Source organism: Rhodococcus spongiicola (assembly GCF_004011835.1).
GTDB classification, from domain to species: domain Bacteria; phylum Actinomycetota; class Actinomycetes; order Mycobacteriales; family Mycobacteriaceae; genus Prescottella; species Prescottella spongiicola.
In genome coordinates this window covers 15,746-42,059 of the sequence record NZ_RKLN01000007.1, presented here as the reverse complement: position 1 = coordinate 42,059, position 26,314 = coordinate 15,746, and the positions used below count along the sequence as shown (strand labels likewise).

Here is a 26,314-nt window from a genome sequence, read left to right as displayed (position 1 = left end):
CCGCCAGCAGGCGCGCCGACACCCGCCAAAGTTTCTGCGGGGCTTCAAACCCGATCCGTTCTCAGCGCCGCTCACCCGATTGCCATTACTTCACGGTGGGCAGCTCGGGACTCGACACGTCGAAGACCTGACCGGGCTGTGTCAAAAGCACGGAGACCACCGCCGATTTCCTCTCGGAATCGTCGATGCTGCCCCACACCAAGACGCGGCCGTCGTCCAGCGTAACCGAGATGTTCGAAATCGTTGGCGCCGCAACCTCGGACACCTGAACGCGAACCGGCTCCGGCAGCCCCTCGAGCACCGCCAAAGCGGCCTGCGTCACCTGATCATCGTGCCTCGGAGTCGGCGTAACCAGCCGAGCGAGACCGGGCGGGGGTGGCTCGATCGCGTAGTCGACGCCGCCCGCGTCCATCAGGTGCTGGCCCTGCGGGGAATCGAAGAACACCACGGGAACCCGCTCCGTCACGGTGACCCTCACCGTGGACGGGTACTGTCGCTGCACCCGAGCCTCCGCGACGCGTGGAATGCCGGCGACCCGACGCGCCGCGGCGCCGGTGTCGACCCGAAGGAGCGGCGTCCCCTCCGCGACGCTGAGGGCCCGCAACACCTCCTCCTCGGTCACCCGTCCGTCGCCGACGTACTCGACCTGCCGCACCGACATCAACGGGCTGAACCACAGCACCCCGACCAACGCCGCGATCGCGGTCACAGACGCCGCGGTGATCAGGAATACCTTGCGCCGCAAGGATCGGGCACGTTCACGGTCGACCGACCCACGTCCCGTATTGCTCTTGGCCGAGCCCGGGCTCTCGGCCGACCCAGGGCGCTCACGGTCAGTTCGCGTTCGTGAACCCCGGTCCCGCCGCATGCCCCGACGCCTACGGTGGGGCCGGTCCTGACCGTCGGCCGTCATCGCGACTCCGGACCCGATCCCACCGCACCCGAACGACGAGCCCGATTCGGGCGCGCCCGCAACGCGTCGAGGATCTCCCCGCCGAGCATCGTCACGTCGCCCGCACCCATCGTGATTACGATGTCGCCCGGCTCTGCTATCTCCGCGATCTGTCGAGGGACCTGGGACCGATCGGGCTGGTAGTGAACGGGTTTCGTGACTCCTTGTGCAACAAGCGCGCCACTGACCCCCGGAATCGGCTCCTCCCGAGCGCCGTAGACGTCGAGGACCATCACCTCGTCGGCAACGTCCAGTGCCTCACCGAACTCGCGCGCAAACGTCGCGGTCCGCGAGTACAGGTGCGGCTGGAACACCACGATTACTCGACCTCGCGGACTTCGGACGACGAGTTCGCGGGCTGCACCGAGCACGGTACGCACCTCGGTGGGGTGATGGGCGTAGTCATCGAACAGCCGGACCTCGCGCTCGCGCCCGGTCAGCTGGAAGCGGCGGTGGACGCCGCCGAAACCGGCCAGGCCCTCCAGGAGCTCATCGATCTGCGCGCCGGAATCCAGACCTGCAAGCAGCGCCGCAAGCGCGTTGAGTGCCATGTGCTTTCCGGGCACACCCAGGCGCAGGGCGCGTTCGTCAGCCTCACCGGAGATCCGGATGTTCGCAACACCTCCGATATCACACGCCTCCCATGACACCAACTCCACACCGACCGGAATGCCTGCGGCGGCACCGACGGCTTCTGTGGTGCCGTAGCCGAGCACCCGCACGTCCGTACGACCGGACTCGACGGTGCGGCACGCGAGTGCCGCCGACCCCGGATCGTCGAGGCACGCCACCAAGAGGCCACCGGGCGCGATGCGCGCGACGAAGTCATCGAAAACCTGGACGTATGCCTCGCTGCTACCGAAGAAATCGAGATGGTCGGCCTCGATGTTGGTGACCACCACCAGATCCGGGTCGTACTGCAGCAGTGAGCCGTCGCTCTCGTCTGCCTCGGCAACGAAGACCTCACCCGAACCGTGGTGCGCGTTGGTTCCAGCCTCGTTGAGCTCGCCGCCGACGGCGAAGGAAGGATCGAACCCGCAATGCTGCAACGCAACGACGAGCATCGAGGTGGTCGAGGTCTTGCCGTGGGTACCCGACACCAACAACGTACGGTGTCCCCGCATCAACGAAGCCAGGACGGCGGGGCGCATCATCACGGGAATCCCGCGGCGGCGCGCCTCGACGAGTTCAGGGTTGTCATTGGGGATCGCCGCAAAGCTCGTGACGACCGCGGTCGGGCCGCCGGGCACCAGATCCAGCGCACTCGCGTCGTGCCCGATCCGGACGATCGCACCCCTGGCCCGCAATGCGAGCACCCCACGACTCTCCCTGGCGTCGGAGCCCGACACCTGCCCGCCACGCGCGAGCAGGATCCGCGCAATGCCGGACATTCCGGCACCTCCGATGCCGACCATGTGTACCCGCTCGAGACCCGCGGGCAACTGCGCGCTCATCGCCTTCCCCTTGCTACCTCGACAACGATCTGTGCCACCAAGGCTGCCGCATCGCGGTGCCCGGCCCCAGCGGCGTTTCGGCTCATCTCCTCGATACGTGCATGATCACGGAGTAACGGGACCACGGTTTCGGCCACGTACTTCGGCGTCAGGTCGCCGTCCGCCACCATCATCCCTCCGCCGACTGCCACGACCGGTCGCGCATTGAGTTCCTGTTCACCGTTTCCGTGTGGCAGCGGCACGTATACCGCGGGCAGCCCGACGGCCGACACCTCGGCGACCGTCATCGCGCCCGACCGGCAGATCACCACATCCGCCGCCGAATAGGCCAGATCCATCCGCGACAGATAGGGCACCGCGACGTACGGTGCGGCTGGATGGGATTCGACATCGACAGAGTTCTTGGGACCGTACGCATGCAACACCGAGATCCCGGCAGCCGTTAACTCCTGTGCCGCGCCCGCGACCGCCTCGTTGAGCGAGCGAGCACCCTGGGAGCCTCCGAAGACCAGCAGCACCGGCCCCTCGGCGGGCAAGCCGAAGTGTTCACGAGCCTTCGCCCGCAGCGACCCCCGATCGAGTCCGGTGATCGACGAGCGCACGGGGACACCGACGATTTCCGCGTCCTCGTGACCCCGCGCCGCGACGCCCGAACCCGCGACGGCAGCCAACACTCGGCGGGCACGACGCGCACCGATCTTGTTGGCGATCCCGGCGCTGGCGTTCGCTTCGTGGACAACGATGGGGATTCTCCGCCGCCGACCAAACAGACCCGAGCCCGCCGCCAGGTACGCCGGCAGTGCCACGTAGCCGCCGAACCCGACGATCACGTCCGCGTTCGTCCGGTCGAGGATGGCACGGGTCGTGGCGACCGAGCGCCGTATCCGTCCGGGCAACCGGAGCAGATCCATCGTCGGCTTCCGCGGCAGCGGCACCGGAGGGATCAGTTCGAGCACATATCCCCGCTTCGGCACCAGCGCCGTCTCGAGTCCACGCTCGGTACCGAGTGCCGTCACCACCGCGGACGGATCGAGAGCTTGGATCGCATCCGCGACGGCCATCGCCGGCTCGATGTGACCTGCGGTTCCGCCTCCGGCCACCACCACGCTCAGGGCCGCATTCTCGCGGTTGTCGCCGTTCACTTACGCATTCCTCGCTCTCCTGGACGGGGACCACGTGATCGTGTCGCCCGCCGACGTTCAGAAGCAGGGTCGTGTCCCCGCCGTCCTCGATTGTCTCCGCCCCGCGCGTCTGCGTTCGACGACCCTCTGCGAGGCTCGTCCTGCACAGCTCGAGGGTTCCGCCGCGGCGTCCGCTCGCGGCGGTCGGGCGGGACCCGGTTCGACTGCGTTCTCCGGACCGCGGCAGCACCCCTCCGGCGCGGCGCGCGCGGCGGGATGTACGGTGCCGGTTTCGGCAGGCGAAGCAGACGGGAGAGACGCCCGTCCTGGCCGCCGTGCAATGCCGCGACCGCCTCCGGTTCGTGCCGTGCCGCGCTTGCGATGAGACCGAACATGAGAAGTGTCGTCGCCGTCGACGTACCACCCGCAGACACCAGCGGCAACTGGAGACCTGTCACGGGCAGCACACCGACCACGTAGCCGATGTTGATGAAGGCCTGCCCGGTGATCCAAGCGGTCGCAGTCGCTGTGAGCAACTGCAAGAAAGGGTCGGCCGAGCGCCGGGCGATCCGGAGGCCGGTGTATACGAACAGACCGAACAAGCCGATCACCGCGCCCGCACCGATGAACCCGAGTTCCTCGCCTATGATCGCGAAGATGAAATCGTTGTGGGCATTGGGCAGGTAGCTCCACTTCGCAGAACTCTGCCCGAGTCCCTCACCGAACAGACTGCCGTCCGCAAGGGCGTACTTGGCCTGTCGAGCCTGGTAGCCGCTTCCTTGCGGATCCGCTTCGGGATCGAAGAACGCCCGGACGCGCGCGGATCGGTAGCCGGCAGTCATGGCGAGGGTGACCGCCGCGACCGCGCCCGCACCGAGGATGGCGAAGAAGATCTTGAGCGGCAGTCCCGCGAACCACAGCAGCGCGAGCACGATGATCGCGAGGGAGACGGCGGTGCCGTAGTCCGGTTGAAGCACGACGAGCGCCAAAACGATAATCGCCGCCGGAACCAGCGGAGTGAGAATCTCCTTGAGCTGCGGATTGTCCCGCCGACGCGTCGCCAGCAGATGCGCGCCCCAGACCGAGAACGCGATCTTCGCCAGTTCCGATGGCTGCAGCGAGATCGGGCCGATCACGAACCATCCGCGAGTACCCTGCGACTCCGTGCCTATGCCCGGGATGAGCACCAACACGAGCATCACGGCGGTGACAGCGACGGCCGGTAACGCCCATTCCCGAACCACCCGGATCGGGATCATCAATGCGACGTAGAAGATCACGAGTCCGACGGCCGCGAAGATCACCTGGGAGACGAACCTCCCGTAGGCCGACCCGTCCTGCGCCACGGACTCGACGCTCGATGACGACAGAACCATCACCAGCCCCAGCACCGTCAGCAACATCGCGATCGTGACGACCAGGTGAAACGACGTCAGCGGACGCGCCAGCCACGCGCCGATCCGGGTCCGGGGCCCACGGTCGGCCCTGCCGGTGCGGCGCTCGGTCTCGATTCTCATCAGCGAGGCCCGGACTCCCCGGTGACATCCGGCGGCTCGGGCAGTGTCACATCTGACGGCCCAGCCGGTGTCACATCTGACGGCCCAGCCGTCGTCGACCCGATCTGCTCGGCCGACAGTCCCTGCGCGGCCTCGGCGAAGCTGCGTCCGCGGTGACCGTACGACTCGAACATGTCGAGCGACGCGGCCGCAGGCGCGAGCAGTACGGAATCGCCCGCAGAGGCCAGAGCGGCCGCGGCGCGCACCGCCGCGGCCATCAGCGCGTCGGCGTCGGATTCAACGGCACCGAGTAGCACTGTGCCGGGGTTTCGCGCACCCATGGATTCATCGTCTCCCGATCGGATGCGCACCACCGGGACCTCCGGGGCGTGTCGCGCCAGCGCGTCCGCGATCTGGTCCGCGTCCTGCCCGATCAGGACCGCGCCGGCCAACCGGCCCGCGACTTCCGCCACGAGATCGTCCACCCGCGCGCCCTTGAGTTGGCCGCCGGCGATCCACACGACCGAGTCACGCGCGATGATCGACGATCGCGCCGCGTGCGGATTGGTCGCCTTCGAATCGTCCACGAACGCGACACCCGCAACCTCCCGCACCGTTTGTGCCCGATGCGGGCCGACGCGATGGGCACGGAGCCCAGTGGCTACTGCATCCGCAGGCACACCGATCGCGCGGGACAGCGCGGCCGCGGCGAGGGCGTCGCAGACCCCCGCCGGCCCCGGTGGGCTGATCTGGTCGGCTGGGAGCAGAGTCTCCGAGTCTGCGAATGCGCGGTCGACCAGCATGCCATCGATCACGCCGAGCTCACCGCGACCGGGCACTCCGATGCGGAAGCCCACGGTGCGCCCGTCCCGCGGCCGCTCCGCCAGCGAGGCTGCCGCGGCGTTGTCCAGACCCACGACTGCGACATCGCCCGTCAGTGACCGTGCCTTGGCGTCGATGTATCCCTGCATGCCCCCGTGCCAATCCAGGTGATCCTCAGCGATGTTGAGGACGACGCCGGCCGCTGGCCGCACCGAAGGCGCCCAGTGCAGCTGGAACGATGACAGCTCGACCGCCAGGACGTCCGAGCGAGGCCGCCGTTCCCGCAGCGCGTCGAGTACCGGAAGCCCGATGTTCCCGCAAGCCACCGACGGAATCCCCGCCGCTTCGAGGATCGAGTTCAGCATCGAGGTGGTGGTGGTCTTGCCGTTGGTGCCGGTCACGACCAGCCAGCGTCGCGGCGGCCCGTAGATCTGTGCCTGATCGACCCGCCACGAAAACTCGATGTCGCCCCAGACGGGCACACCCGCAACGGCGGCGGCCGACACGACCGGTGCGTCGGGCCGGAAACCGGGGCTGACGATCACCAGGGCGAACTCGGCCACCCGCCCGGAGACGGCCACGAGCTCGTCGATCCCGATCGTCGAAGCACCCAGGTCGGCGCAGCATGCGAGGGCCTCTGCGTTGGCGTCGGTGACGGTGACCCGTGCACCGAGGTCCAGCAAAGGTGCCACGGCCGCCCGGCCGGAGACACCCGCACCGGCCACCAGGACGTCAGCGTCCCTTAGCCGACTCAGACCCGACTCGACGAGGTAGTGCTCCTCTGATTGCATTGCCCTAGTCCCCGATCGCGGCGAGGTACTCGCTGTAGAAGAGGGCAAGACCGACCGCGGACGCGATCGCCGCCAGCAACCAGAATCTGATGATCACCTGAGTCTCAGCCCACCCGCCGAGTTCGAAGTGGTGGTGGAATGGCGCCATCCGGAAGACGCGTCGCCGGCTCGACCGGAACACAGCAACCTGGATGACCACCGATGCGGCCTCCGCGACGAACAGCGCACCGATCACGACCATCAGCAGCTCGGTACGGGTGGTGATGGACAGACCCGCGAGCATGCCGCCGAGTGCCAGTGATCCGGTGTCTCCCATGAAGATCTTTGCCGGGGCCGCATTCCACCACAGGAAACCGATGCATGCGGCGGCACCGGCCGCACACAACAAGGCCAGGTCCAGCGGGTCTCGGACGTCGTAGCATCCCTTGGCCGGACCGAGGCTGCCCGGACCCGAGGTACACGCGTTGCGGAACTGCCAGAACGTGATGATCACGTACGCACCGAGCACGAGACTCATCGACCCTGCCGCGAGGCCGTCGAGGCCGTCGGTCAGGTTCACCGCGTTCGACCAGGCGCTGACCAGCAGGTAGACGAAGAGGATGAACACGACCGAGCCAAGGCTCACGGTGGCGATGTCACGCACGTACGATAGATGCGCGCTGCCGGGCGTCAAGCCGTTCCCGCCGCGGAACTGCAGCGCCAGGATTCCGAAGGCGACCGCGGCCACCAACTGACCGACGAGCTTCGCGGTCTTGTTCAGGCCCAGATTCCGCTGCTTCCGTATCTTGATGAAGTCGTCGAGGAACCCGACAACGCCGAGCGCGGTGGTCAGACCGAGCACCAGTAGACCCGATGCCGACGGGCCGTCCGCGTCGTAGCCGATGCCGATCAGGTGTGAACCCCAGTAGCCCGCCCACAGGCCTACGAGGATCGCAACGCCACCCATCGTCGGAGTACCGCGTTTGGCCTGGTGGCTTTCGGGACCCTCGACGCGGATTTCTTGTCCGAAGCCCTGCCGGGAGAAGATCTTGATGAGAACGGGCGTCAACAGGATGGACACCGCGAGCGCGATGCCCGCAGCGAAAAGAATCTGCCTCACTGAGACGCCCCCTTGCCCGTCGTCCCACTGCCCGTCGTCCCACTGCCCGTCGTCCCACTGCCCGTCGTGACCGAACCTGCAGTCGGCCCCGCGAGCACAGCGTCCGCGACCTCCCACAGGCCGATCGCCTGCGAAGCCTTCACCAACACGAGGTCCCCGGCCTGTAGTTCCTGTTCGAGCAAGGCGATTGCGCTCGCGATGTCTGGTACGTGGACAGCCTCGTCACCCCACGAACCTTCCATCACCGCTCCCTGATACATAGCGCGGACGGGACGGCCCTGTCCGACGAGGATCAATCTGGACACGTCCAAGCGCACCGCGAACCGTCCGATCGCGTCGTGCTCGACCACTGATTCTGGCCCCAGTTCGGCCATTTCACCGAGGACCGCCCAACTCCGGCGTGCCGGACCACGGCCGGAACGCGCCATCGACACCAGCGCCTTGAGCGCGGCGCGCATCGAGTCGGGATTGGCGTTGTACGAGTCGTTGACGACGGTCACGCCGTCGGAGCGGTCTTGGACGTCCATGCGGCGCGCGGACACCGGCGTTGCACCGCCCAGGGCCCTGGCGATTTGTTCGAGCGTTGCACCGCACTCGAGCGCGACGGCCGCGGCTGCGAGGGCGTTGCCGATGTGATGTTCTCCGTGTACGGCGAGGGTGACCGGGACGCTGCCGGCCCCGCACGTGAGCGTGAAACTCGCGCGAGCTTGGTCGTCGAGGCGCACGTCGGCCGCGCGGACATCGGCGTTGCCGGACAGCCCGACCAGCACGACCCGAGCCGTGGTGCGCTCGGCCATGGAAGCGACCAAGGGATCATCTGCGTTGAGCACCGCGACGCCGCCGTTCGCCGCCGACGGCAGCGACTCGGGAAGTTCACCCTTGGTCTGCGCGATCGCCTCACGCGATCCGAACTCGCCGAGGTGGGCGGTGCCGACATTGAGCACCACACCGATGCGCGGCGGTACGGTCTTCGCGAGATCTGCGATGTTCCCACGCCTACGAGCGGACATCTCCAGCACCAGGAATCGGGTGTCGGTGTCGGCGCGCAGCGCGGTCCACGGGTGGCCGAGTTCGTTGTTGAACGATCCGGGCGGCGCGACGACCGAACCGAGCGGTGCCAGGACCGCCGCCAGCAGGTCCTTCGTGGAGGTCTTGCCTGACGATCCCGTGACACCGACGACCGCCATTCCCGATTCCTCGACGATCGCGTCGGTGCTCGCCCGCGCGAGCCTGGCGAGGGCCCCGAGCACCGCGGCACCCGAGCCGTCGATGTCGTGTTCGAGCGCGAGCGCTCCGCTCCCCGCCGCACCGAGCGGTTCGACGACGATCGCCGGGACGCCGACGGGCCGCGCCGCGAGGACCGCCACCGCGCCGGCGGCGACAGCGTCACCGGCGTGGTCATGGCCATCGGCCCGGGCTCCGGGCAGCGCTAGAAACAGCCCACCCGGAGTGACCTCGCGGGAATCGAACTCCACCGTTCCCGTGACCATGGCCGATGGATCGTCGACATCGTGCAGCGTCCCGCCGACCGCTTGTGCGATCTTGGCGAGCGTCATCGGGATCATGCGTTTCCTCCGTGTGCAGGTCCGCCACCGGAGGCGATCCGGTCGATCGCCTCTCCCAGAACCTCGCAGTCGTCGAATGGGTACTTCACCCCGTTGATCTCCTGGCCGGCCTCGTGTCCTTTGCCGGCCACCAGGACCACGTCGCCGGGGCGGGCCCACCGGACCGCAACCCCTATAGCCTCGGCGCGGTCACCGATCTCGCGGACCTCGCCCCGCTCCGCGGATGGAACCGCCCGCGCTCCCGCGGCGAGTGCGGCTCGAATGGTGGCCGGGTCCTCGGTACGCGGATTGTCGTCGGTGATTACGAGCAGATCCGCACCGCGGGCACCCGCTTCCCCCATCAGCGCACGCTTACCTGTGTCGCGGTCACCGCCGGCGCCGACGACGACCACGATCCGCCCCGACGCCTGTCCACGCAGCGTTGCGATGACGGCTTCGAGCGCTGCCGGCTTGTGCGCGTAGTCCACAACAGCCAGGAAGTCCTGCCCTCGGTCGACACGCTGCACCCGTCCCGGAACATCCACATCGGCGATACCAGCCAGAGCGACGTCGACGTCGACGCCGGCAGTCGCACACACCGCCGCTGCAAGCGCAGCGTTGGCGACGTTGTACTGGCCGGGCAGGCGCAGCGATACCTCGCGCGTGGCCCCGTCCGGACCAGTCAACGCGAACACCTGCCTGCCCGACTTCGTGGTGTGGCTCGGACCGGCGATCCAGTCGGGCGGCTCATCCCGCTCTCGTTGAACATCCGGGCAGGTGCCGATCGTGGCAACCGCGTCAGCCTGATCAGGATGCGCGCGGCGTGCGATGTCCGACATGCGCACGCCCCACTCGTCGTCCACGCAGATCACAGCACGATCGGCACGGACCGTCGAGTCCGCCGCGAACAATCGACCCTTGGTGGCGAAGTAGTCGTCGAAATCCTTGTGGAAGTCGAGATGATCCTGCGACAGGTTGGTGAACGCACCGATCGAGAACCGGATACCGTCCACACGGCCGAGCGCGAGCGCGTGGCTCGACACCTCCATGACGACGGTGTCGATGCCGCGTTCGTGCATCGCTGCGAACAAGGCATGGAGCTGCGGAGCCTCCGGCGTGGTGAGGGCGCTCGGCACGCGGCGACCCACGACGCGCGTCTCGATGGTGCCGACCAACCCGGTGCTGCGTCCTGCCGCGGCGAGACCGGCTTCGATCAAGTACGAGGACGTCGTCTTGCCGGATGTCCCGGTGATACCGATCACCTGCATCCGCTCCGACGGCCTGCCGTAGATCGTTGCGGAAACCTCACCGAGAACACCGCGCGGATCGGGATGCACGAGGACCGGCACCGACATACTCGAACCTGCATCGACGAGACACTCGCCGACCGCAGCCAGGCCGGCGTTGTCCGTGAACACTGCCACAGCCCCGGCCTCGAGAGCCGTCACGACGAAATGCGCGCCGTGGGTGTGCGCTCCCGGTAGCGCAGCGAACAGATCCCCAGACCGCACTGCCTGCGCTCGCAACTCGACTCCGGTGACGGTGATCCTCGCATCTTCGTGCGGTCGCTCCGGCCCCACCCACTCGAGGCGCGCGTCGATCCCCGCCACGAGATCCACGAGATCGGTCTGCGGCGGGTTGCTCGGGCGAAGACCGCTCTCCGGCGCCGCGCCTGGCGTGGAAGGCTGCGGACTCGGAAGCACGGGCAGCGGGTCCTCTCTATCGGTCGGATGTCGGTGGGACGAACAAGTCGGTCGTGGTCGAGTGTGCCGGGACCATCGCCGAATCGTGCGGCCAAGATCGACATGTCAGATTACCGGCGTCGGCACCTGACATACGAGTCGCCACCCCCTCATGGGACGCACGCTTGCGGAGAACCTCGCCGAGAACCAAGCGGAGAAAACACAGTCCCCGGCGCACTGCTCAGTCGGGCTGTAGAACCAACGGCCGGCCTTGGTCCGGTGAGAGCGGCACATTGTCGCGCTGGAGCAGCCACGACGTGATGTTGTGGAACAGCGGCGCCGCCGACGTCCCCCCGCCACCATCGATGCCACGAACTGGCGCGTCCAGCATGATGCCGACGATGTAACGTGGATCGTCCGCGGGTGCGATTCCGGCGAACGTGATCCAGTAATTGGAATTCGAGTAGCACAGGCACGCCGGATCCACCTGCTGCGCGGTCCCCGTCTTGCCGCTGATCTGGAAGCCGTCGACAGCGGCTTGCGGACCGGTCCCCTGCTGATAGCCCATCGGATCCCTCTGAGTAACCGCCCGGAACATGTCGCGCACAGTGCGCGCGGTCTGCTCGCTGACGACCCGAATGGGTTCCGGCCGCTGCGTCTGCGTGCGGGTGCCGTCCGGGTCCACGATCGCCTTGACAATCCGCGGCGAGATGCGCTCGCCGTCGTTCGCTATCGCCTGATACATACCGGTCATCTGCAGCAGCGTCATCGAAAGGCCCTGGCCAATAGGCAGGTTCGCGAACGTACCCCCGGACCAATCGTCGAGCTGTGGAACGCTGCCCGCACTCTCACCCGGGAGCCCGACGCCGGTAGCCTGGCCGAGGCCGAACCGGTGCAGCATGTCCGCGAATCGTTCCTCGCCGACACGCTGAGCCAGCATCAGGGTGCCGACGTTCGACGACTTCCCGAACACGCCGGTAGTGGTGTAGGACACGAGCCCGTGCGCCCACGCGTCGCTGACCGAGACCCCGGCCATCCGGATCGAACCCGGTACCTGAAGCACCTCCTCCGGCGTGGTCAGCCCGTACTCTATGGCGGCGGCAGCGGTCACGATCTTGTTGACGGATCCGGGTTCGAACGGTGAGCTGACCGGCAGATTGCCCAACCGCGCGGTTTCCGGGTTGTTCCCCACGCCGATCGCCGGGTTGAAGGTCCCGTCGTTGGTCATCGCGAGCACTTCGGAGGTCTTGGCGTCGAGCACCACGACGGAGACGTTCTGCGCGCCCGACAGATCCTTCGCCTGCTGCGTCTGCTGCTGCACGTAATACTGCAGGTCCGAGTCGATCGTGAGCTCTACCGCCGAACCGTCGACCGCGGGTTGAAGATCACGAATGCTACCCGGAATCACGGCGCCGTCGGACCCGCGGTCGTGGGTCTTGGAACCGTCCTCGCCGGCGAGGGTCGAGTCCATCGACTCCTCGAGCCCGAGCAGGCCGTGCCCGTCCCAGCCGGTCGAGCCGAGGATGTTAGCGGCGAGAGAACCGCCCGGGTATTCGCGGACGTCCTGCCGCTCGAGTCCCACCTCCGGGAACTCGTCGGCGATCTCGGCGGCCACCGCCGGGTCCACATTGCGGGCCAGATAGACGAACGTCTCGTCGCTTTGCAACTTCGTCAGGAGGTCGCTCTCGCTCGTGGTATCACCAAGCCTGTCGTGGATAGCCTTCGCGATCGCCTTCAACCGGGTCTCAGGATCGGGAAGGGAGGCGTCCTTGGCGCGCAGGTCCTCCATGTTCTTACGCTCGCGGACCGGCTGGAAGGTGAGCGCCTTCGCGTCGAGCGTGTAGGCGAGCCTGTTGCCGTTGCGATCGAGGATCTCACCACGCACGGCGGGAAGCGTGACCTTGGTGGTCCGTTGGTTGGCAGCCTCCGCCGACAGCCGCGGCGCGTCGATACCCTGCACCCACAGCAGCTGAAGCGCCGCGACACCGAGCGCCACGAACATCACCGCGCGGCCGTACCGGAGGCGGAACGCGAACGAATCGGTCCGGCGCGACGACGACTTCCGCCCCCGCGCAGATCGCGGGGGCGGTGCAGTCGGCCTACGCCGGCGTGGGGCAGGGTGGCGTCCACGCGGGGACGTCACTGCTGTGCACCGGCCGATGGTGGAGTGACGACCGCCACCGGCGTCAGGCGCTCACCACGAGCCTGGATCCTCCCGTCATTGTTCGGCCGCGGCGAAGGCTGCACTGTCTCAGACGGCGGCGCCGTCTGCACTTGCTGTGCCAGCGCCTCGGGTGCCGGTGCCTCGGGTGCCGGTGCCTCTGGTGCCGGTGATGGGGTCCGGTCCAGCGGCGCGACCGGCTCGCCCTGAGCGGGTGTGGGAGTACCGATCACGTGGACAGTGCCGTCCGCATCCAAGACCAGCCGCGCCGGGTCCTTCGCCGGAATGAGTCCCTGCTCGGCCGCCTTCACAGCCAAGACCGGAGCAGAGTTGCCTGCGATGACGTCCCGCTGGAGTGTCGCTGCCTGCTGCCGCAAGCTCTCGTTGTGTGCCCGGGCGTCTGCGAGTTCGTACGAATCCTCGGCTGCGCGGGTCGTCAGCAGCAGTGTCGCGGCCAGTCCCAGCCCCAGCAGGCCGAGAATCATGGCCACGAACGGGATTCGCGCGACAATCGTCCGGGGCGAGGTGCCCTGCGAGATCACCGCAGCAGCGTGGCCGTCGATGGTCGAGGAGCGCTGGTGACGGCGCTTGTACGCCCGGTTTGCCGCTGTGGACCGCGGGACCCTTTCGGTGGGAGCCACCTGAACAGTCATGCTGTCGTCCTCCTCGCGATTCGTTCCGCTGCACGCAGACGCACAGGCGCTGCCCTGGGGTTGTCCTCGATTTCCTGCTCCGACGCACGCTCTGCACCCCGCGTGAGGATCCGAAGCTCCGGTCCCATGCCCGGCAGTTCCATGGGCAGGTCCTCGGGCGTCTTGGACTTCGCGAGCGGGGTCAGTTCCTGCTTGACGACGCGGTCCTCGAGAGACTGGTACGACATGAATACGGCGCGTCCACCGACCATCAAGGAGTCGAGGGCTGCGGGGATAGCGGCCCTCAACGAATCCAACTCACCGTTGACCTCGACCCGGAGCGCCTGGAACGTCCGCTTCGCGGGATGCCCGCCCGTCCGGCGAGTCGCGGCCGGAATGGCGTCGTATATGAGTTCGACCAGCGCCGCGCTCGTCGTGAACGGCTGCTTCTGACGGCGGCGCACGATCTCCGAGGCGATGCGGCTGGCGAAGCGTTCCTCGCCGTACGCGTTGAGGATGCGAGTCAACTCGCCGCGGCTGTATGTGTTGAGCACCTCGGCAGCGGTGATGCCCACCGTCGGGTTCATCCGCATGTCCAGCGGCGCGTCGACGGAGTACGCGAACCCGCGTTCGGCCTCGTCGAGTTGCATCGAAGACACACCGAGGTCGAACAGGATGGCGTTGACGGTACCGATCGGGTCGAGCCCAGCCTGTTCGAGCGCATCGACGATGCCGTCGTAGCGGGTGTGCACATATGTGGTGCGGTCGGCGTATGACGCCAGTCGATCCGACGCGATCCGCAGTGCCGCGGGGTCACGGTCCAGGCCGATCAGGTGTAGACCGGGGTATGCACGCAGGAAATGTTCGGAGTGTCCGCCCAGCCCGAGTGTCGCATCGATCATCACGGCACCGTCGCCTCGCGTGTTCTCGGCGGTGATAGCAGGGCCCAGGAGTTCATTCGCGCGGCGCAGGAGGACGGGGACATGACCGAAGTCGCCCGGGGCGAACTCGGTGGCGTCCTCGCCGTCGACCATTTTTCCTCCGGCTGTTGCTCGATGCTCTGGTGCTTGCGCGTCGTCGGGTGGTGGAGGGCGAATGCCTCGAGGTCCCTGTCCGATCAGGGAACCTGGCGCTGGGGAAGGGCGTCAGGGTCCCGGTGGTGAACCTGGCGCTGGGGAAGTGCGCCAGGGTCACGCTCGGGCAGAGGCCTCGCGGCACTCGCGGCGTCGGTGGGCTAGAAGATCCCCTCGAGCGCCTCGTCTCTGGCCTGGGAGTAGCTTTCTTCGTGCTCCCCGAGGTAGTTCGTCCATGCCTGGGCGTCCCAGATCTCGAGGAAGTCGACCGATCCGACGACCACGCAGTCCTTGGACAGCCCCGCGTAGCGTCGATGGTCCGTGGACAACGTGATCCGCCCTTGGGCGTCGGGGTGCTGCTCATCCGTTCCCGCCGCGAGCCCTCGCACGAAGGCGCGAGCCTGCGGATTGCTACGAGATGCCGCTGCGGCACGACGAGCGAGCGCAGTGAACTCCTCGCGTGGATACACCGCGAGGCTGTGGTCCTGACCCTTCGTGACCATCAACCCTCCCGCCAATGCGTCCCGAAACTTCGCGGGCAGCGTGAGCCGACCCTTGTCGTCCAGCTTCGGCGTGTAGGTACCGAGGAACATCTCGACACCTCCCGCCGGAGCCTGTAGCGAACGTCGGGATCGATACCGGTCGGTACCCCCCCACTTTCAGTGGATCACCTCCCCGATCCACTGTCCGCCACTTTACCCCACTCTCCCCCACATCCCAGTCGATTTGATCTTCACCTTGGCAGATCTCGGCCAATAACTGCAGGTCAGGGCGGGGACAGAAGTGGGTAGATCATGCACGTGACGGCGAACACGTTTCGCCCAAACCGTGCATATCTAGATCAACCGACTCGCATCAGGATCGACCGAGGTCTGTCCAGTGCACTCACATTCGATGCCGCAACCACCGGTATCGGCCCACCCGCACCGGAGACTGAATCCGTGGTCGGACTCCGGTGGGGAACGGTGGGGCGTGCGAGTGGGGCGCCGTGGGGACTCGATCGGACGCAACCTCGATCGGACGCAACCTCGATCGGACGCAACGCAGCACACGAGACTCAGTCGGCCGGCGCAAGCGGTCCGAAACTGGCATTCAAGACAACAAAAGCCTGAAGCGGCGGTGGCGCGACCGTACTCGGTCGCGCCACCGCCGCTTCGAGCTCTTGCGATCTACTCCTGCTCGAATCTCCGCCGGAAGCGATCCTCCATGCGAGACGAGAACCCGCCGGACTTCTTGCCACCTTGGGACTTGCGCGGATGCGATCCGCCCGACTCACTCGGAGTGCCTTCCCCGTCGGGGACTGCCGCCAGATGACCCTTCCCTCCACCGAGAAGGAAGAGAATTCCGGCACCGAACATCACGACGAACCCGACCAGGCTGATGATCGGAAATACTTCCAAGACCCTCACTGGTATCGCCAGACCTGCGACAAGGAGAACGAGACCCAGCACGAAAAGGGCCACCGCCTGCAATCGGCGCTTTGCGGTAGGGGCACGCATGCGCCCGCCCCGCACTGTGGACGCGAACTTTGGATCCTCAGCGTAGAGCGCGCTCTCGATCTGGTCGAGCATGCGCTGCTCGTGCTCGGAGAGTGGCACGGTACCTCCCCCGGCACTAAAGAAACGGCACCTCACCCGCGATGCGGGAAGGTGGGTAACTCACTGGCGGCTACCTGAATTCAATAATACGAGGTGCACCCTTTCCATACCACCTACTCCACCGACGAGTTCCCGACGAATCAGTGATTATCCCGGATATCTCCGTTCACAGCAGCACCAGCGTGCCCGGAATCACCCCTTGGATGCCGCACCGCGAACCCTGGAAGGTCACCTTTCCGGCCCGGCTCGGCGAGGAAGTCCTCGACCGCCGTCAGGAACCGCCCCACCTCCAAGTAGAAGTGGTCTGCATCTGCGTCCGAAACCGTCTGCGCTACACCGGCCTCGATCGAGGCTCTCAGCGTGGAGTGGTCCGCGAAATAGCCGGCCCAATCGGCGAGCTCCGGTACAGCCCGCGCCATGAGCACCCATGCGCTTCGCGACCGCGGCCGCCGAGAACCCGCCGAACCGACATTTCTGTCCACCCCCGCGAGCACCGCTGCAGCACCCTTCAGGGCGCCGAGATAGGAGCATCGGAAACGTTCCCCGGCCTCCCCCGCCGCCACCGCCTCCGACAGCAAGCCATCTGCCCGGCGCAACAGCGTCGTCGCTCGAACGGACACTGACCTCGGTGACCTCATTGGCGTCGCGCACCCGGCCGCAATCCCCGACAGACTGGATGCAGGACTGGATACAGACAGATTGGATACAGACAGATTGGATACAGACAGATTGGATACAGACCGTGAACTCATCCCCCGCATGACTTCCGACATGACTCCGCGCACCTTCCACCACTCCCGAGTGCAGGCCCGGGGATCCGGTGATGATTCGCTTCCCTCGAACATCACCGGATCGCCGGTGTCGAACACACGTTCGACATATTCAATATAGCTGGACCCACTGACACGTCGTCAAGAAAAGAGGGCGAGCGCGAGCATGGACAGCACCGGCGCGAACCCAGGCGCCAACCCCTGCGAGGGCCGCACCGCGAACCAGGACATTCCTGTAGTCATGGACCTGTCGGAGGCCCAGATGCGCGCCCGGCTGCCCGAGGCGCTGGCGATTTACGTCGCAGCGATGGGCTACCCACGCGGCACCGAGTCCCACCGCGCCCCGATGTGGACCGAACACACCGGCCGCTCTGGCTGGCGGGCGGTCGGTGCCGTGCAACCCGACCCCGAGCACATAGACCGGCACGCTCCCCTGGTCGCCATCGCGTACGGCTACCGCGGTGCGCCCGATCAATGGTGGCACCAACAAGTCCGCCGGGGCATGCAGGCAACGGGGTGGAGTCGAGACCAGATCGAATACATCCTGGGCAACTACTTCGAACTGACCGAGTTGCACGTCCACCCGAGTGCGCAGGGCTACGGGATCGGTGAACAAGTGCTGCGCCGACTCCTGGCCGATCGCCCCGAGCGTGGAGTTCTGCTCTCCACTCCCGAAGTGGAGCAGGAGGACAATCGCGCGTGGCGACTCTATCGGAGAATGGGATTCCGAGACGTCGTCCGGCACTTTGCGTTCGCCGGTGACCGGCGGCCGTTCGCGGTTCTGGGCAGGGGTTTGCCACTGTGATCGGCGCATCTGCGAGCGCCGACGTCGTCGTGGTCGGCTCCGGCCACAACGCTCTGGTGTCCGCGTGCTATCTCGCTCGCGCGGGCCAATCCGTCGAGGTCCTCGAACGAGACACCGTGCTCGGTGGCGCCGTCTCGACGGTCGAGAGATTTCCCGGCCACAAGGTGGACCGGGGATCGTCCGCACACATCATGATCCGGCACACCGGGATCATCGAGGAACTCGACCTCGCCGCTCACGGGCTGCGCTACATCGATTGCGACCCGTGGGCCTTCGCGCCCGCCAGGGCTTTTTCGGACCGACCGGGAATCGTCTTTCATCGCAGCCTCGACCGGACGTGCCGGTCCATCGAAGAGGCGTGCGGAGCCGCCGACGCAGACGCCTACCGCCGCTTCGTGTACACATGGGGCCCACGCAGTGAAAGGGTCATGCGGGCGTTCTCGGCACCACCGACAGGCGCGCACCTCCTGCGTTCCTTCTGGGGCCTGGACGCCTCCAGTGGTGGCGGCGCACTCTCCCGCGAGTTCCTCTCGACAGGCGACGCACTGCTCGACGAGTACTTCGACAGCGAACCGCTCAAGGCCGCACTCTCATGGTTCGGTGCCCAGTCGGGACCGCCGATGTCCGAGCCAGGCACCGCGCCGATGGTCGGCTTCGCAGCACTGATGCACACGCTGCCCCCGGGCCGCGCGGTCGGCGGCAGCGGCGCGCTGACGTCCGCTCTGACTTCGCGTCTCGAATCCGACGGCGGCACGGTCACCCTTGGCGACGGTGTCATCGAATTGCGTCGTGACAGCGCCGGATGGACCGTCGTCACCGAGTCCGGGCGCCGGGTCCGGAGCCGCGCCGTCGTCGCCGGCTGTCACGTGCTGACCACCCTGGACCTCCTCGAACGCGGCGGCTACGACCGGGACACGCTGAGCGGGTGGCGCCGACGGATCCGGGTAGGCCCAGGCATCGGCATGGTGCTGAGGTTGGGCACCGACGCCCTGCCGTCATACCCGAGCGCGCCCCCTGACGTGATCACCACGTCGGGTCTGCAGTTGCTCGTCTCCGACCGCGCTCACCTGAGGGCGGCGCACGGCGCCGCCCTCGCCGGGGAACTGCCACCGGAACCCGCCGTGCTCGCGATGAGCTTCAGTGGCATCGATCCCACTATCTCTCCCGCCGGCGAGCATCAGGTGACGCTGTGGTCGCAGTGGCACCCTTACACACTGTCCGGCGGACGGAACTGGGCCGACCTCGGCGAGCAAGAGGCCGACCGTGTCGTCGCGGGTGTCGATAGCCTCGCACCCGGCTTCGCCGACAGCATCCATCACCGATACATACAGACACCCACCGACATCGAGCACGAGATGGGCCTGCTCGGCGGCAACGTGATGCACGTCGAGATGTCACTGGACCAGATGATGCTGTGGCGGCCGATCCCGGAACTGTCGGCGCACCGCGTCCCGAACGCCGACAACCTGTACCTGACCGGTGCGTCGACGCATCCCGGCGGCGGGGTCTCGGGAGCGAGCGGGCGCAGCGCGGCCCGGATCGCCCTCGCGGACGCCCACGGTGGACGCCTGCGTCGTATCCTCCGCACGACCCTGCGATGACTGCCTCCAAATCGCTCGTGCGGCTGTCCGCGGTGATCGCGGCCGCAGCAATCGTGACCCAGATCGTCTATCCGCTGGTCGAGGGTCGGGCGCGCGACGTCGTGACGGTCGCGGTTGTCACATCCCTGGCGGCCGCGTCGATCGTGCACTCGGTCGCCACCCGTGGCGGCCGGTGGACGAGCGGCATGGTGTTGGTGACCGCCGGAATAGGCCTGACGTCCGAGGTCGTCGGGACCGCGACGGGAATCCCGTACGGCTGCTACCAGTACGCGGCCGAACGACTGGGGTGGTCGATCGCAGATGTTCCGCTGGTGGTGCCGTTCGCCTGGACAGCCGGCTTCTACCCGGTGTGGTGCGCTGCGTCGCTGGTCACATCCAGCAAATTGTCTCGCTTCGCCCTCGTGACGATCGGCGTCGTCGGTTGGGACCTGTATCTCGATCCGCAGATGGTCGCCGACGGGCAGTGGCGCTGGTGTGTAACCGACGCCGGACTTCCCGGGATCGCGCACGTCCCGCTGACCAACTACGGAGGCTGGTTCCTCGTGGCGGCTGTCATGGCGATCCTCGTCGACCAGCTGGATCGCCGGGTGAATCCGGGGCCGAGGTCGGCGCGAGGCGACGCGGTGCCGATTGCCTTGTTCCTGTGGACGTGGCTCGGCTCAGCTTTGGCGCACACAGTCTTCCTGAACGCACCGGAACTGCGGTACTCCGCTGTCTACGGGCTGGTCGTGATGGGTGCGGTCGGGGCGCCACTGCTGCGGCGGCTCATCCGCCTGTACCGCGGCGAAATCCGTGCCCGATTGGACGACACCCCCGCTGCCTGACACGAATGGCGGTGCCTGGCACGATGTCCGCTGTGCAGCCGTCCACTTCTGGCCTCTTCCTTCACTCCCGCCGGCGCCGCGTGCTAGCGTCATCGGCCCTCGCCTTGCTCGTCGTTCCGTTGCTGGCCGGATGCCTCCGGGTGCAGGTGTCCATGGGCATTTCCACCGACGACAAGGTGTCAGGGCAGATCGTCGCGGCAACTGTCCCGACAGATGAGAACGATCAAGGACCCCAGCTCACGCCGCCGTCCGGCCTCACAAACCGGGTTCGGGTGCAGGAGTACCGCCGCGACGGCTATGTCGGTACGGAGGCCTTCTTCAACGAGCTCTCCTTCGGCGAGGTCCAGCAACTCGGTTCGATGTACAGCCAGACCGGCACCGACTTGCAGCTGGCGTTGCGGCGGTCCGGCGACCTGGTGAGCCTCGAGGGCCGCATCGACCTCGAGAGGGTTCCTGCGCAGGGCGCCGACGTGCAGTTCACGGTCGCCTTCCCTGCCAGAGTCGCGACCACGAACGGTGTACGCCAGGGCGACTCGACCGTCACGTGGAAGCTCCCGGCCGGTGAGGTCAGCACCCTGCGCGCCGAGGTCCGGTATCCCGACCCCGACACCCGCAGTTTCGCCGGCTGGGCCGGCATGGCGGCCGGTGTTGCGATCGCAGTCGCCGCGATCGTCGCTGTGATGGCGTGGTTTACACGGAACCGCCCGACGCCTCCTGGTCCGCGGCGGAAGACTCCGCTCAAATCGTCGTCGCAGTAAACCGGCAGCCGTGCTTCCACCGCTCCACCCCCTCGGCGTCGTCACCCGTATCGGCGCCGGACTCGCGGTCGGCGGCGCAGTAATCGCAGCCGCGAACGCCATTGCGCTGCCTCGCTTGACGCCGCCCCGCTCGCGATCGGAGCCGGTCGTCGACCCGGTCACGGTCGTCGACCCGGTCACGGTCGTCGTGCCGGCCCGTAACGAGGCCGACCGGATCACCGCGCTCATCGCAGACTTGCGGGCCCAGCGCGGGCTGAGCACCCTTCGGGTTCTCATCCTGGATGACGAATCCTCCGACGGGACACCAGACGTCGCCCGGCGTGCATTCGCCGGTGACGGCCGATTCGCGCTGATCCGCAACACCGAGCCACCACCGCCGGGCTGGCTCGGAAAGACCGCTGCATGCCACGGAGCCGCCGAGCACGCGAGTCGCCTGATGAATCCGCAACGCCCAGGCGTCCTGGTGTTCCTCGACGCCGATGTCCGCCTGGCACCCGACGCCCTTGCCGCCGCGGCGGCCGAGTTGCGTCGTAGCCGCGCCGCCCTCGTGTCACCATGGCCCCGGCAGGAGGCCGAGTCACCCGTCGAACGCCTGGTTCAGCCGCTGCTGTGCTGGTCGTGGTTCGCGACCTTGCCCATCGGTGCAGCCAACCGCAACACCCGTCCGTCAATGGCAGTGGCGTGTGGCCAGTTTCTTGTGTTCGACGCCGCCGCCTACTACCGGATCGGCGGCCACGCCGCTGTCGCGGACAAACTCACCGAGGATCTCGACATCGCTCGCGCGCTGCGACGTCGGGGCGAGCGCACGATCGTTGCCGCCGCCCGGGATCTGGCGTCGTGCCGGATGTACACCGATCCGACCGAGTTGCGCGAAGGCTACACACGATGGTTGTGGACGGCCTTCGGCTCCCCGGTCGGGTCCATAGTTGTATCGACCCTCGCCACGGTCACGTATGTACTACCACCGGTGGCCCTGCTGTTCGGGCGCGGCCGCACCCGGGGATGGGGCGCGGCGGGGTATGCAGCCGCCGCGGCGTCGCGACTCATGGCGCGCGCGGCGGAGACAGGCGGTCGCCCACGTCTACGGGACTTGGCGGATGCGGCCACCCATCCGGCTTCAGTCCTGGGGCTGATCCACTTGACCGCAGCGTCCCACTTCCGCCGGCGACGCGGCCGACTGAGGTGGAAGGGTCGCGACCTCGACGGGAGCGGGAGGCGACCCGAAGGTTGAAGACTTCAGACCCTGGCCGAGGTCGACATTCCCAGGTTCGCGAGTACCTCGCTGGTCGCGCGGGCGAAGTTGAGGGTGATGAAGTGCAGGCACGGCGCGCCTTCGGAGATGAGCCGTTCGGCCATCTCGGTCGCGACCTCGATGCCGACCTCACGGACCGCAGCACGGTCTTCTTCGGGGCCATCGCCGGCGGCGCGACGCAGACGTTCGTCCAACACGCTCGGCAGGTGCGAGCCGGACAGCTCGAGACTTCGCCGGGCTGAACGCAGCGACGTGATGGGCATGATCTCCGGAATGATCGGCTTCTCACCCTGTTCCGGATCGTACGCAGTGACCCGGTCTCGGAGCCGCAGGTAGTCCTCGACGTCGAAGAACATCTGAGTGATCGAGTACTCGGCGCCGGCGCGCAACTTCTGCACCAGGTATCTGGTGTCGTGTTCGAGGTCAGGGGCGCGGTAGTGCCCTTCCGGGAACGATGCAACACCGACGTGGAAGTCACCCATGTCGCGGACGAGGCGCACGAGTTCCTCGGCGTACTCGACACCCTCGGGGTGCTTGACCCATGCACCGAGAGGATCGCCCGGCGGATCGCCGCGCAGCGCGAGGATGTTGCTGATCCCACGGTCAGCGTAGGCACCGCACATGGCGCGCAGTTCGTCGATACTGTGCCCGACCGCCGTCAGGTGCGCAACGGGGAACAGGGTGGTCTCCTCGGCGATCTGCCCGGTGACGCGCACGGTACGGTCCCGGGTCGAACCCCCGGCGCCATAGGTCATGGACACGAATGCCGGATTCAACCGTTCGAACTCACGGACGGCACGCCACAACCGCGCCTCGGCAGCTTCATCGCGAGGTGGAGAGAACTCGACGGAGAAGGGGATCCGACCGCTCGCGGAGGAGCGGATCCGGTCCACGATCGAGGGGGTCTGAGTGACCCGAGCCGCGCTGTTGCGTGGCGGAACTGCATCGAATGTCACCAGCCAAGCATAGGTTGATGGGCATCACCCTTCCGCATCACGTCGGGCCCTCCGGCCCCGGGAGCCGATTCCTCAGCAACCATCGGCGGCAACCACCGGCGACCACGAACCGACCACTAAGGTGGGAACAAGGCTTTCAGCGCGAGCCACGACCGCCGCGCAGCAATCCGCCCCCGGCATCGAGTTCCCCACCCAACTTGGAGGCAGTCCTGTCCGCTGGAGCAGGTGAGTCCACTCGCCCAACCCGACCCACCCAGCCACTCATCGTCCTCATCGAGCAGGCGCTCCGGGACTTCTTCTCGTCCCGCGCCGACACGATCCAAGCCGTCGGCAGCGGCTATGCCACCGCCGTCGCTGCGCTCGAGAGCTTCGTACTGCGCGGCGGCAAACGGGTTCGGCCGGCGTTCGCCTGGACGGGCTGGCTCGGGGCCGGCGCCGATCCGCAAGGTCCGCAGGCGCCCGCCGCACTCCGCACCGCTGCGGCCCTCGAACTCGTGCAGGCGTGTGCGCTCATCCACGACGACATCATCGACGCCTCCACCACCCGGCGTGGGTTCCCGACCGTGCACGTCGAATTCGCCAAGCAACACAGCGCGCAGGGATGGAGCGGCGGATCAGCGGAGTTCGGCAACGCAGTCGCGGTTCTCCTCGGCGACCTGGCGCTGGCGTGGGCCGACGACATGGTCCGTGACTCGGGCCTGGACCGCGATACGCTCGCCCGGATCTCGCCCGTCTGGTCGGCGATGCGGACCGAGGTGCTCGGCGGCCAGTTCCTCGACATCAGCAACGAGGTGCGGGCAGACGAGTCCGTAGCGTCGGCCCTGCAGGTCAACCGGTACAAGACGGCCGCGTACACCATCGAGCGGCCACTGCACCTCGGTGCGGTGATGGCGGGCGCCGATTCCTCCCTCGTGGATGCGTATCGGCGCTTCGGTACCGACGTCGGGATCGCGTTCCAGTTGCGCGACGACTTACTGGGCGTGTTCGGGGATCCCGACGTAACCGGCAAGCCGTCCGGGGACGATCTGCGTGCGGGCAAGCGAACCGTATTGTTCGCGGTCGCGCTCCGGAGGGCCGACGAAACCGATCCGACAGCTGCGACACTGCTGCGTGAGTCGATCGGCACCGACCTCTCGGAGGCACAGGTCGAGCGACTGCGATCGGTCATCACCGATCTCGGCGCGGTCGATGACGCCGAGCGCCGCATCGCCGAGCTCACCGACAGCGCCCTGGCCGCACTGGACACCAGCACGGCCACCGAAGAGGGCAAGCGTCTACTGCGGGAGATGGCGATCGCAGCCACCCGCCGGGACGCCTGATCGCCGTGCGGACCGTTCACGGCCGGACCGACCGGGTCGTGGTCGTGGGCGCCGGGCTCTCTGGACTGTCGGCGGCTCTGCATCTGCGTGGCAGCGGCCGCGACGTGACCCTGCTCGAGCGCGACGACCGACCAGGCGGCCGCGTCGGGTCCTACGAGGGACCCGGGTACGTCATCGACAACGGCGCCACCGTTCTGACAATGCCGGAACTCGTGCGCGACGCTCTGGGCGCCGTCGGCTCGGATTTCGGCACGACCACGCCCCCTCTGGAGCTGCATCACCTCGATCCGGCATATCACGCCCGGTTCGCAGACGGATCGACCATCGACGTGCATTCCGATCCGGGGCGGATGGTCGCGGAGATATCGCGCGTGTGCGGTCCGGCGGAGGCGCGCCGATACCTCGAACTGCGGCGCTGGCTGGCCCGGGTATTCGACGCCGAGTTCGACACGTTCATCGACGCCAACTTCGATTCACCGCTGGATCTGTTTTCGACCGGGAAGTCGGCGTTCGGCCTGCTGCGGCTGATCGCTGCGGGCGGCTTCGGCAGGCTCGGACGGCAGGTGGCCCGCCGGATCACCGATCCCCGGCTTCGACGGATCTTCACGTTCCAGGCGCTGTACGCGGGCGTGGCGCCGGCAAAGGCGCTCGCGGTGTACGGCGCGATAGCCCACATGGACACCTCGCTAGGGGTGTCGTTTCCCCAAGGGGGAATGCACGTCATCTCCGAGGCGATGGCCGACGCGTTCACCTCGGCGGGCGGGCACCTGCACTTCGGGGCCGATGTCGTTCGAATCGAACGATCGGGCGAGCGGGCGCAGGCGGTGCACACCGCCGACGGTCGAGCCTTCCCCTGCGACGCGCTGGTACTCACCCCGGACCTGCCGGTCGTCGACGATCTTCTGCGGAGCAGACGGCGACGACGGCAACGAATCTCCCCGTCGGCGGTCGTGCTGCACGGAACGATCCCGCGTGCGACAACGTCCCACTGGGGTGAGGCACGTCACCACACGATCGACTTCGGCGCCGAATGGGAACACACCTTCACCGAGATTGCTGCACGTCGCGGACGCGGTCGACTGATGAGTGACCCGTCGCTGCTGATAACTCGACCGGCAGTCACCGATCCCGGACTCGCTGTCAGCCGAGACGACGTCGAACACGAACCCCTGTCGATACTCGCCCCCTGTCCCAACCTCGAGAGTGCGCCACTCGACTGGGTGCGGCTGGCCAGTGCCTACCGCCGCGAACTGCTGCAAACCCTCGAGCGCCGCGGCTATCGCGGGATCGTCTCCGACTATGTCGTTGACCACATCGACACACCACTGACGTGGGCAAACCGTGGGATGGCGGCTGGCAGCCCCTTCGCGCCGGCACACGTTTTCCGGCAGACCGGCCCCTTCCGGCGCCGCAACTTGGCCTCACCCGACACGAACGTCGTTCTGGCAGGTTCGGGGACGACGCCAGGTGTGGGCGTCCCGACGGTCTTGATCTCGGGCAAACTGGCCGCAGAGCGCATTTGCGGTCCCCTGTAGACGGGGCTTGCCCGGTGATCGTCGACGACCCGATAAACTTGCTAGCCGTCCTATGCTGCCGGCAGCCCA

At 67.3% G+C, this 26,314-nt stretch carries 22 protein-coding genes; 7 read left to right on the top strand and 15 right to left on the bottom strand.

Annotated elements, in window-relative coordinates:
- Positions 1-85: 85 nt before the first annotated feature.
- The 14 genes from EF834_RS16925 to EF834_RS16860 all read right to left on the bottom strand — a co-directional run bounded on the left by EF834_RS16925 (position 86) and on the right by EF834_RS16860 (position 17,045).
- The gene (locus tag EF834_RS16925) at positions 86-745 is read right to left on the bottom strand and encodes a cell division protein FtsQ/DivIB (RefSeq protein ID WP_328590565.1); all 660 of its coding nucleotides are present in this window, start codon (positions 743-745) and stop codon (positions 86-88) included.
- A 164-nt stretch (positions 746-909) separates the two neighbouring features.
- Positions 910-2,406 carry a UDP-N-acetylmuramate--L-alanine ligase gene (murC, locus tag EF834_RS16920; protein WP_127948401.1) on the bottom strand — a complete coding sequence of 499 codons (1,497 nt, stop codon included), beginning with the start codon at positions 2,404-2,406 and terminating at the stop codon, positions 910-912.
- A complete protein-coding gene (gene murG, locus EF834_RS16915) occupies positions 2,403-3,548 on the bottom strand; it encodes an undecaprenyldiphospho-muramoylpentapeptide beta-N-acetylglucosaminyltransferase (protein WP_127948400.1) in 1,146 nt (381 codons plus the stop codon). The genes murC and murG overlap by 4 nt, the downstream gene beginning before the upstream one ends.
- Positions 3,545-5,044, bottom strand: a complete 1,500-nt coding sequence (gene ftsW / locus EF834_RS16910; protein ID WP_127948399.1) for a putative lipid II flippase FtsW — start codon at positions 5,042-5,044, stop codon at positions 3,545-3,547. The genes murG and ftsW overlap by 4 nt, the downstream gene beginning before the upstream one ends.
- Entirely contained in the window at positions 5,044-6,636 is a 1,593-nt protein-coding gene (gene murD / locus EF834_RS16905; protein WP_127948398.1) for a UDP-N-acetylmuramoyl-L-alanine--D-glutamate ligase, read from the bottom strand. Before murD ends, ftsW begins: the two co-directional genes overlap by 1 nt.
- Positions 6,637-6,640: 4 nt before the next feature.
- On the bottom strand, positions 6,641-7,735 hold the full coding sequence (gene mraY / locus EF834_RS16900) for a phospho-N-acetylmuramoyl-pentapeptide-transferase (RefSeq protein ID WP_127948397.1): 1,095 nt from the start codon (positions 7,733-7,735) through the stop codon (positions 6,641-6,643).
- Positions 7,732-9,300 carry a UDP-N-acetylmuramoyl-tripeptide--D-alanyl-D-alanine ligase gene (locus EF834_RS16895; protein ID WP_127948396.1) on the bottom strand — a complete coding sequence of 523 codons (1,569 nt, stop codon included), beginning with the start codon at positions 9,298-9,300 and terminating at the stop codon, positions 7,732-7,734. Before EF834_RS16895 ends, mraY begins: the two co-directional genes overlap by 4 nt.
- On the bottom strand, positions 9,297-10,988 hold the full coding sequence (locus tag EF834_RS16890; RefSeq protein ID WP_408014533.1) for a UDP-N-acetylmuramoyl-L-alanyl-D-glutamate--2,6-diaminopimelate ligase: 1,692 nt from the start codon (positions 10,986-10,988) through the stop codon (positions 9,297-9,299). The genes EF834_RS16895 and EF834_RS16890 overlap by 4 nt, the downstream gene beginning before the upstream one ends.
- A 214-nt stretch (positions 10,989-11,202) precedes the next feature.
- A complete protein-coding gene (locus EF834_RS16885; RefSeq protein ID WP_235871274.1) occupies positions 11,203-13,104 on the bottom strand; it encodes a peptidoglycan D,D-transpeptidase FtsI family protein in 1,902 nt (633 codons plus the stop codon).
- A complete protein-coding gene (locus EF834_RS16880; RefSeq protein WP_127948394.1) occupies positions 13,101-13,775 on the bottom strand; it encodes a hypothetical protein in 675 nt (224 codons plus the stop codon). The genes EF834_RS16885 and EF834_RS16880 overlap by 4 nt, the downstream gene beginning before the upstream one ends.
- Positions 13,772-14,788, bottom strand: coding sequence for a 16S rRNA (cytosine(1402)-N(4))-methyltransferase RsmH (rsmH, locus tag EF834_RS16875; protein ID WP_127948393.1), 1,017 nt, complete (start codon positions 14,786-14,788; stop codon positions 13,772-13,774). Before rsmH ends, EF834_RS16880 begins: the two co-directional genes overlap by 4 nt.
- Before the next feature lie 200 nt (positions 14,789-14,988).
- Positions 14,989-15,420: a division/cell wall cluster transcriptional repressor MraZ gene (mraZ, locus tag EF834_RS16870; protein ID WP_127948392.1), complete on the bottom strand. Its 432-nt coding sequence runs from the start codon at positions 15,418-15,420 to the stop codon at positions 14,989-14,991.
- A 576-nt stretch (positions 15,421-15,996) separates the two neighbouring features.
- Positions 15,997-16,425 (bottom strand): DUF3040 domain-containing protein, encoded by a 429-nt coding sequence (locus EF834_RS16865; RefSeq protein ID WP_127948391.1) that lies wholly within the window; start codon positions 16,423-16,425, stop codon positions 15,997-15,999.
- Positions 16,426-16,565: 140 nt separating this feature from the next.
- Positions 16,566-17,045, bottom strand: a complete 480-nt coding sequence (locus tag EF834_RS16860; protein WP_235871273.1) for an SAV_6107 family HEPN domain-containing protein — start codon at positions 17,043-17,045, stop codon at positions 16,566-16,568.
- Between the two features lie 391 nt (positions 17,046-17,436).
- On the opposite strand from EF834_RS16860, the gene EF834_RS16855 reads away from it, so the two are divergent.
- The 5 genes from EF834_RS16855 to EF834_RS16835 are packed head-to-tail and all read left to right on the top strand — an operon-like array spanning position 17,437 to position 22,414.
- Positions 17,437-18,000 carry a GNAT family N-acetyltransferase gene (locus tag EF834_RS16855; protein ID WP_235871290.1) on the top strand — a complete coding sequence of 188 codons (564 nt, stop codon included), beginning with the start codon at positions 17,437-17,439 and terminating at the stop codon, positions 17,998-18,000.
- Entirely contained in the window at positions 17,997-19,601 is a 1,605-nt protein-coding gene (locus EF834_RS16850) for a phytoene desaturase family protein (RefSeq protein ID WP_127948389.1), read from the top strand. The genes EF834_RS16855 and EF834_RS16850 overlap by 4 nt, the downstream gene beginning before the upstream one ends.
- Positions 19,598-20,425 (top strand): carotenoid biosynthesis protein, encoded by an 828-nt coding sequence (locus EF834_RS16845; RefSeq protein ID WP_127948388.1) that lies wholly within the window; start codon positions 19,598-19,600, stop codon positions 20,423-20,425. Before EF834_RS16850 ends, EF834_RS16845 begins: the two co-directional genes overlap by 4 nt.
- A 23-nt stretch (positions 20,426-20,448) precedes the next feature.
- Entirely contained in the window at positions 20,449-21,183 is a 735-nt protein-coding gene (locus EF834_RS16840) for an LppM family (lipo)protein (protein WP_164874165.1), read from the top strand.
- 10 nt (positions 21,184-21,193) lie between these two features.
- Entirely contained in the window at positions 21,194-22,414 is a 1,221-nt protein-coding gene (locus EF834_RS16835; protein ID WP_235871272.1) for a glycosyltransferase, read from the top strand.
- Positions 22,415-22,419: 5 nt separating this feature from the next.
- On the opposite strand, the gene metF is transcribed toward EF834_RS16835, so the two are convergent.
- Complete coding sequence (metF, locus tag EF834_RS16830; protein ID WP_206615315.1) at positions 22,420-23,391, bottom strand: methylenetetrahydrofolate reductase [NAD(P)H]; 972 nt, start codon at positions 23,389-23,391, stop codon at positions 22,420-22,422.
- A 197-nt stretch (positions 23,392-23,588) separates the two neighbouring features.
- Here metF and EF834_RS16825 point away from each other — a divergent pair, with 197 nt between their 5' ends.
- Both EF834_RS16825 and crtI read left to right on the top strand, forming a co-directional pair.
- Positions 23,589-24,710 carry a polyprenyl synthetase family protein gene (locus tag EF834_RS16825; RefSeq protein ID WP_127948386.1) on the top strand — a complete coding sequence of 374 codons (1,122 nt, stop codon included), beginning with the start codon at positions 23,589-23,591 and terminating at the stop codon, positions 24,708-24,710.
- Entirely contained in the window at positions 24,707-26,245 is a 1,539-nt protein-coding gene (crtI, locus tag EF834_RS16820; RefSeq protein WP_127948385.1) for a phytoene desaturase family protein, read from the top strand. Before EF834_RS16825 ends, crtI begins: the two co-directional genes overlap by 4 nt.
- The last annotated feature ends 69 nt before the right edge of the window (positions 26,246-26,314 follow it).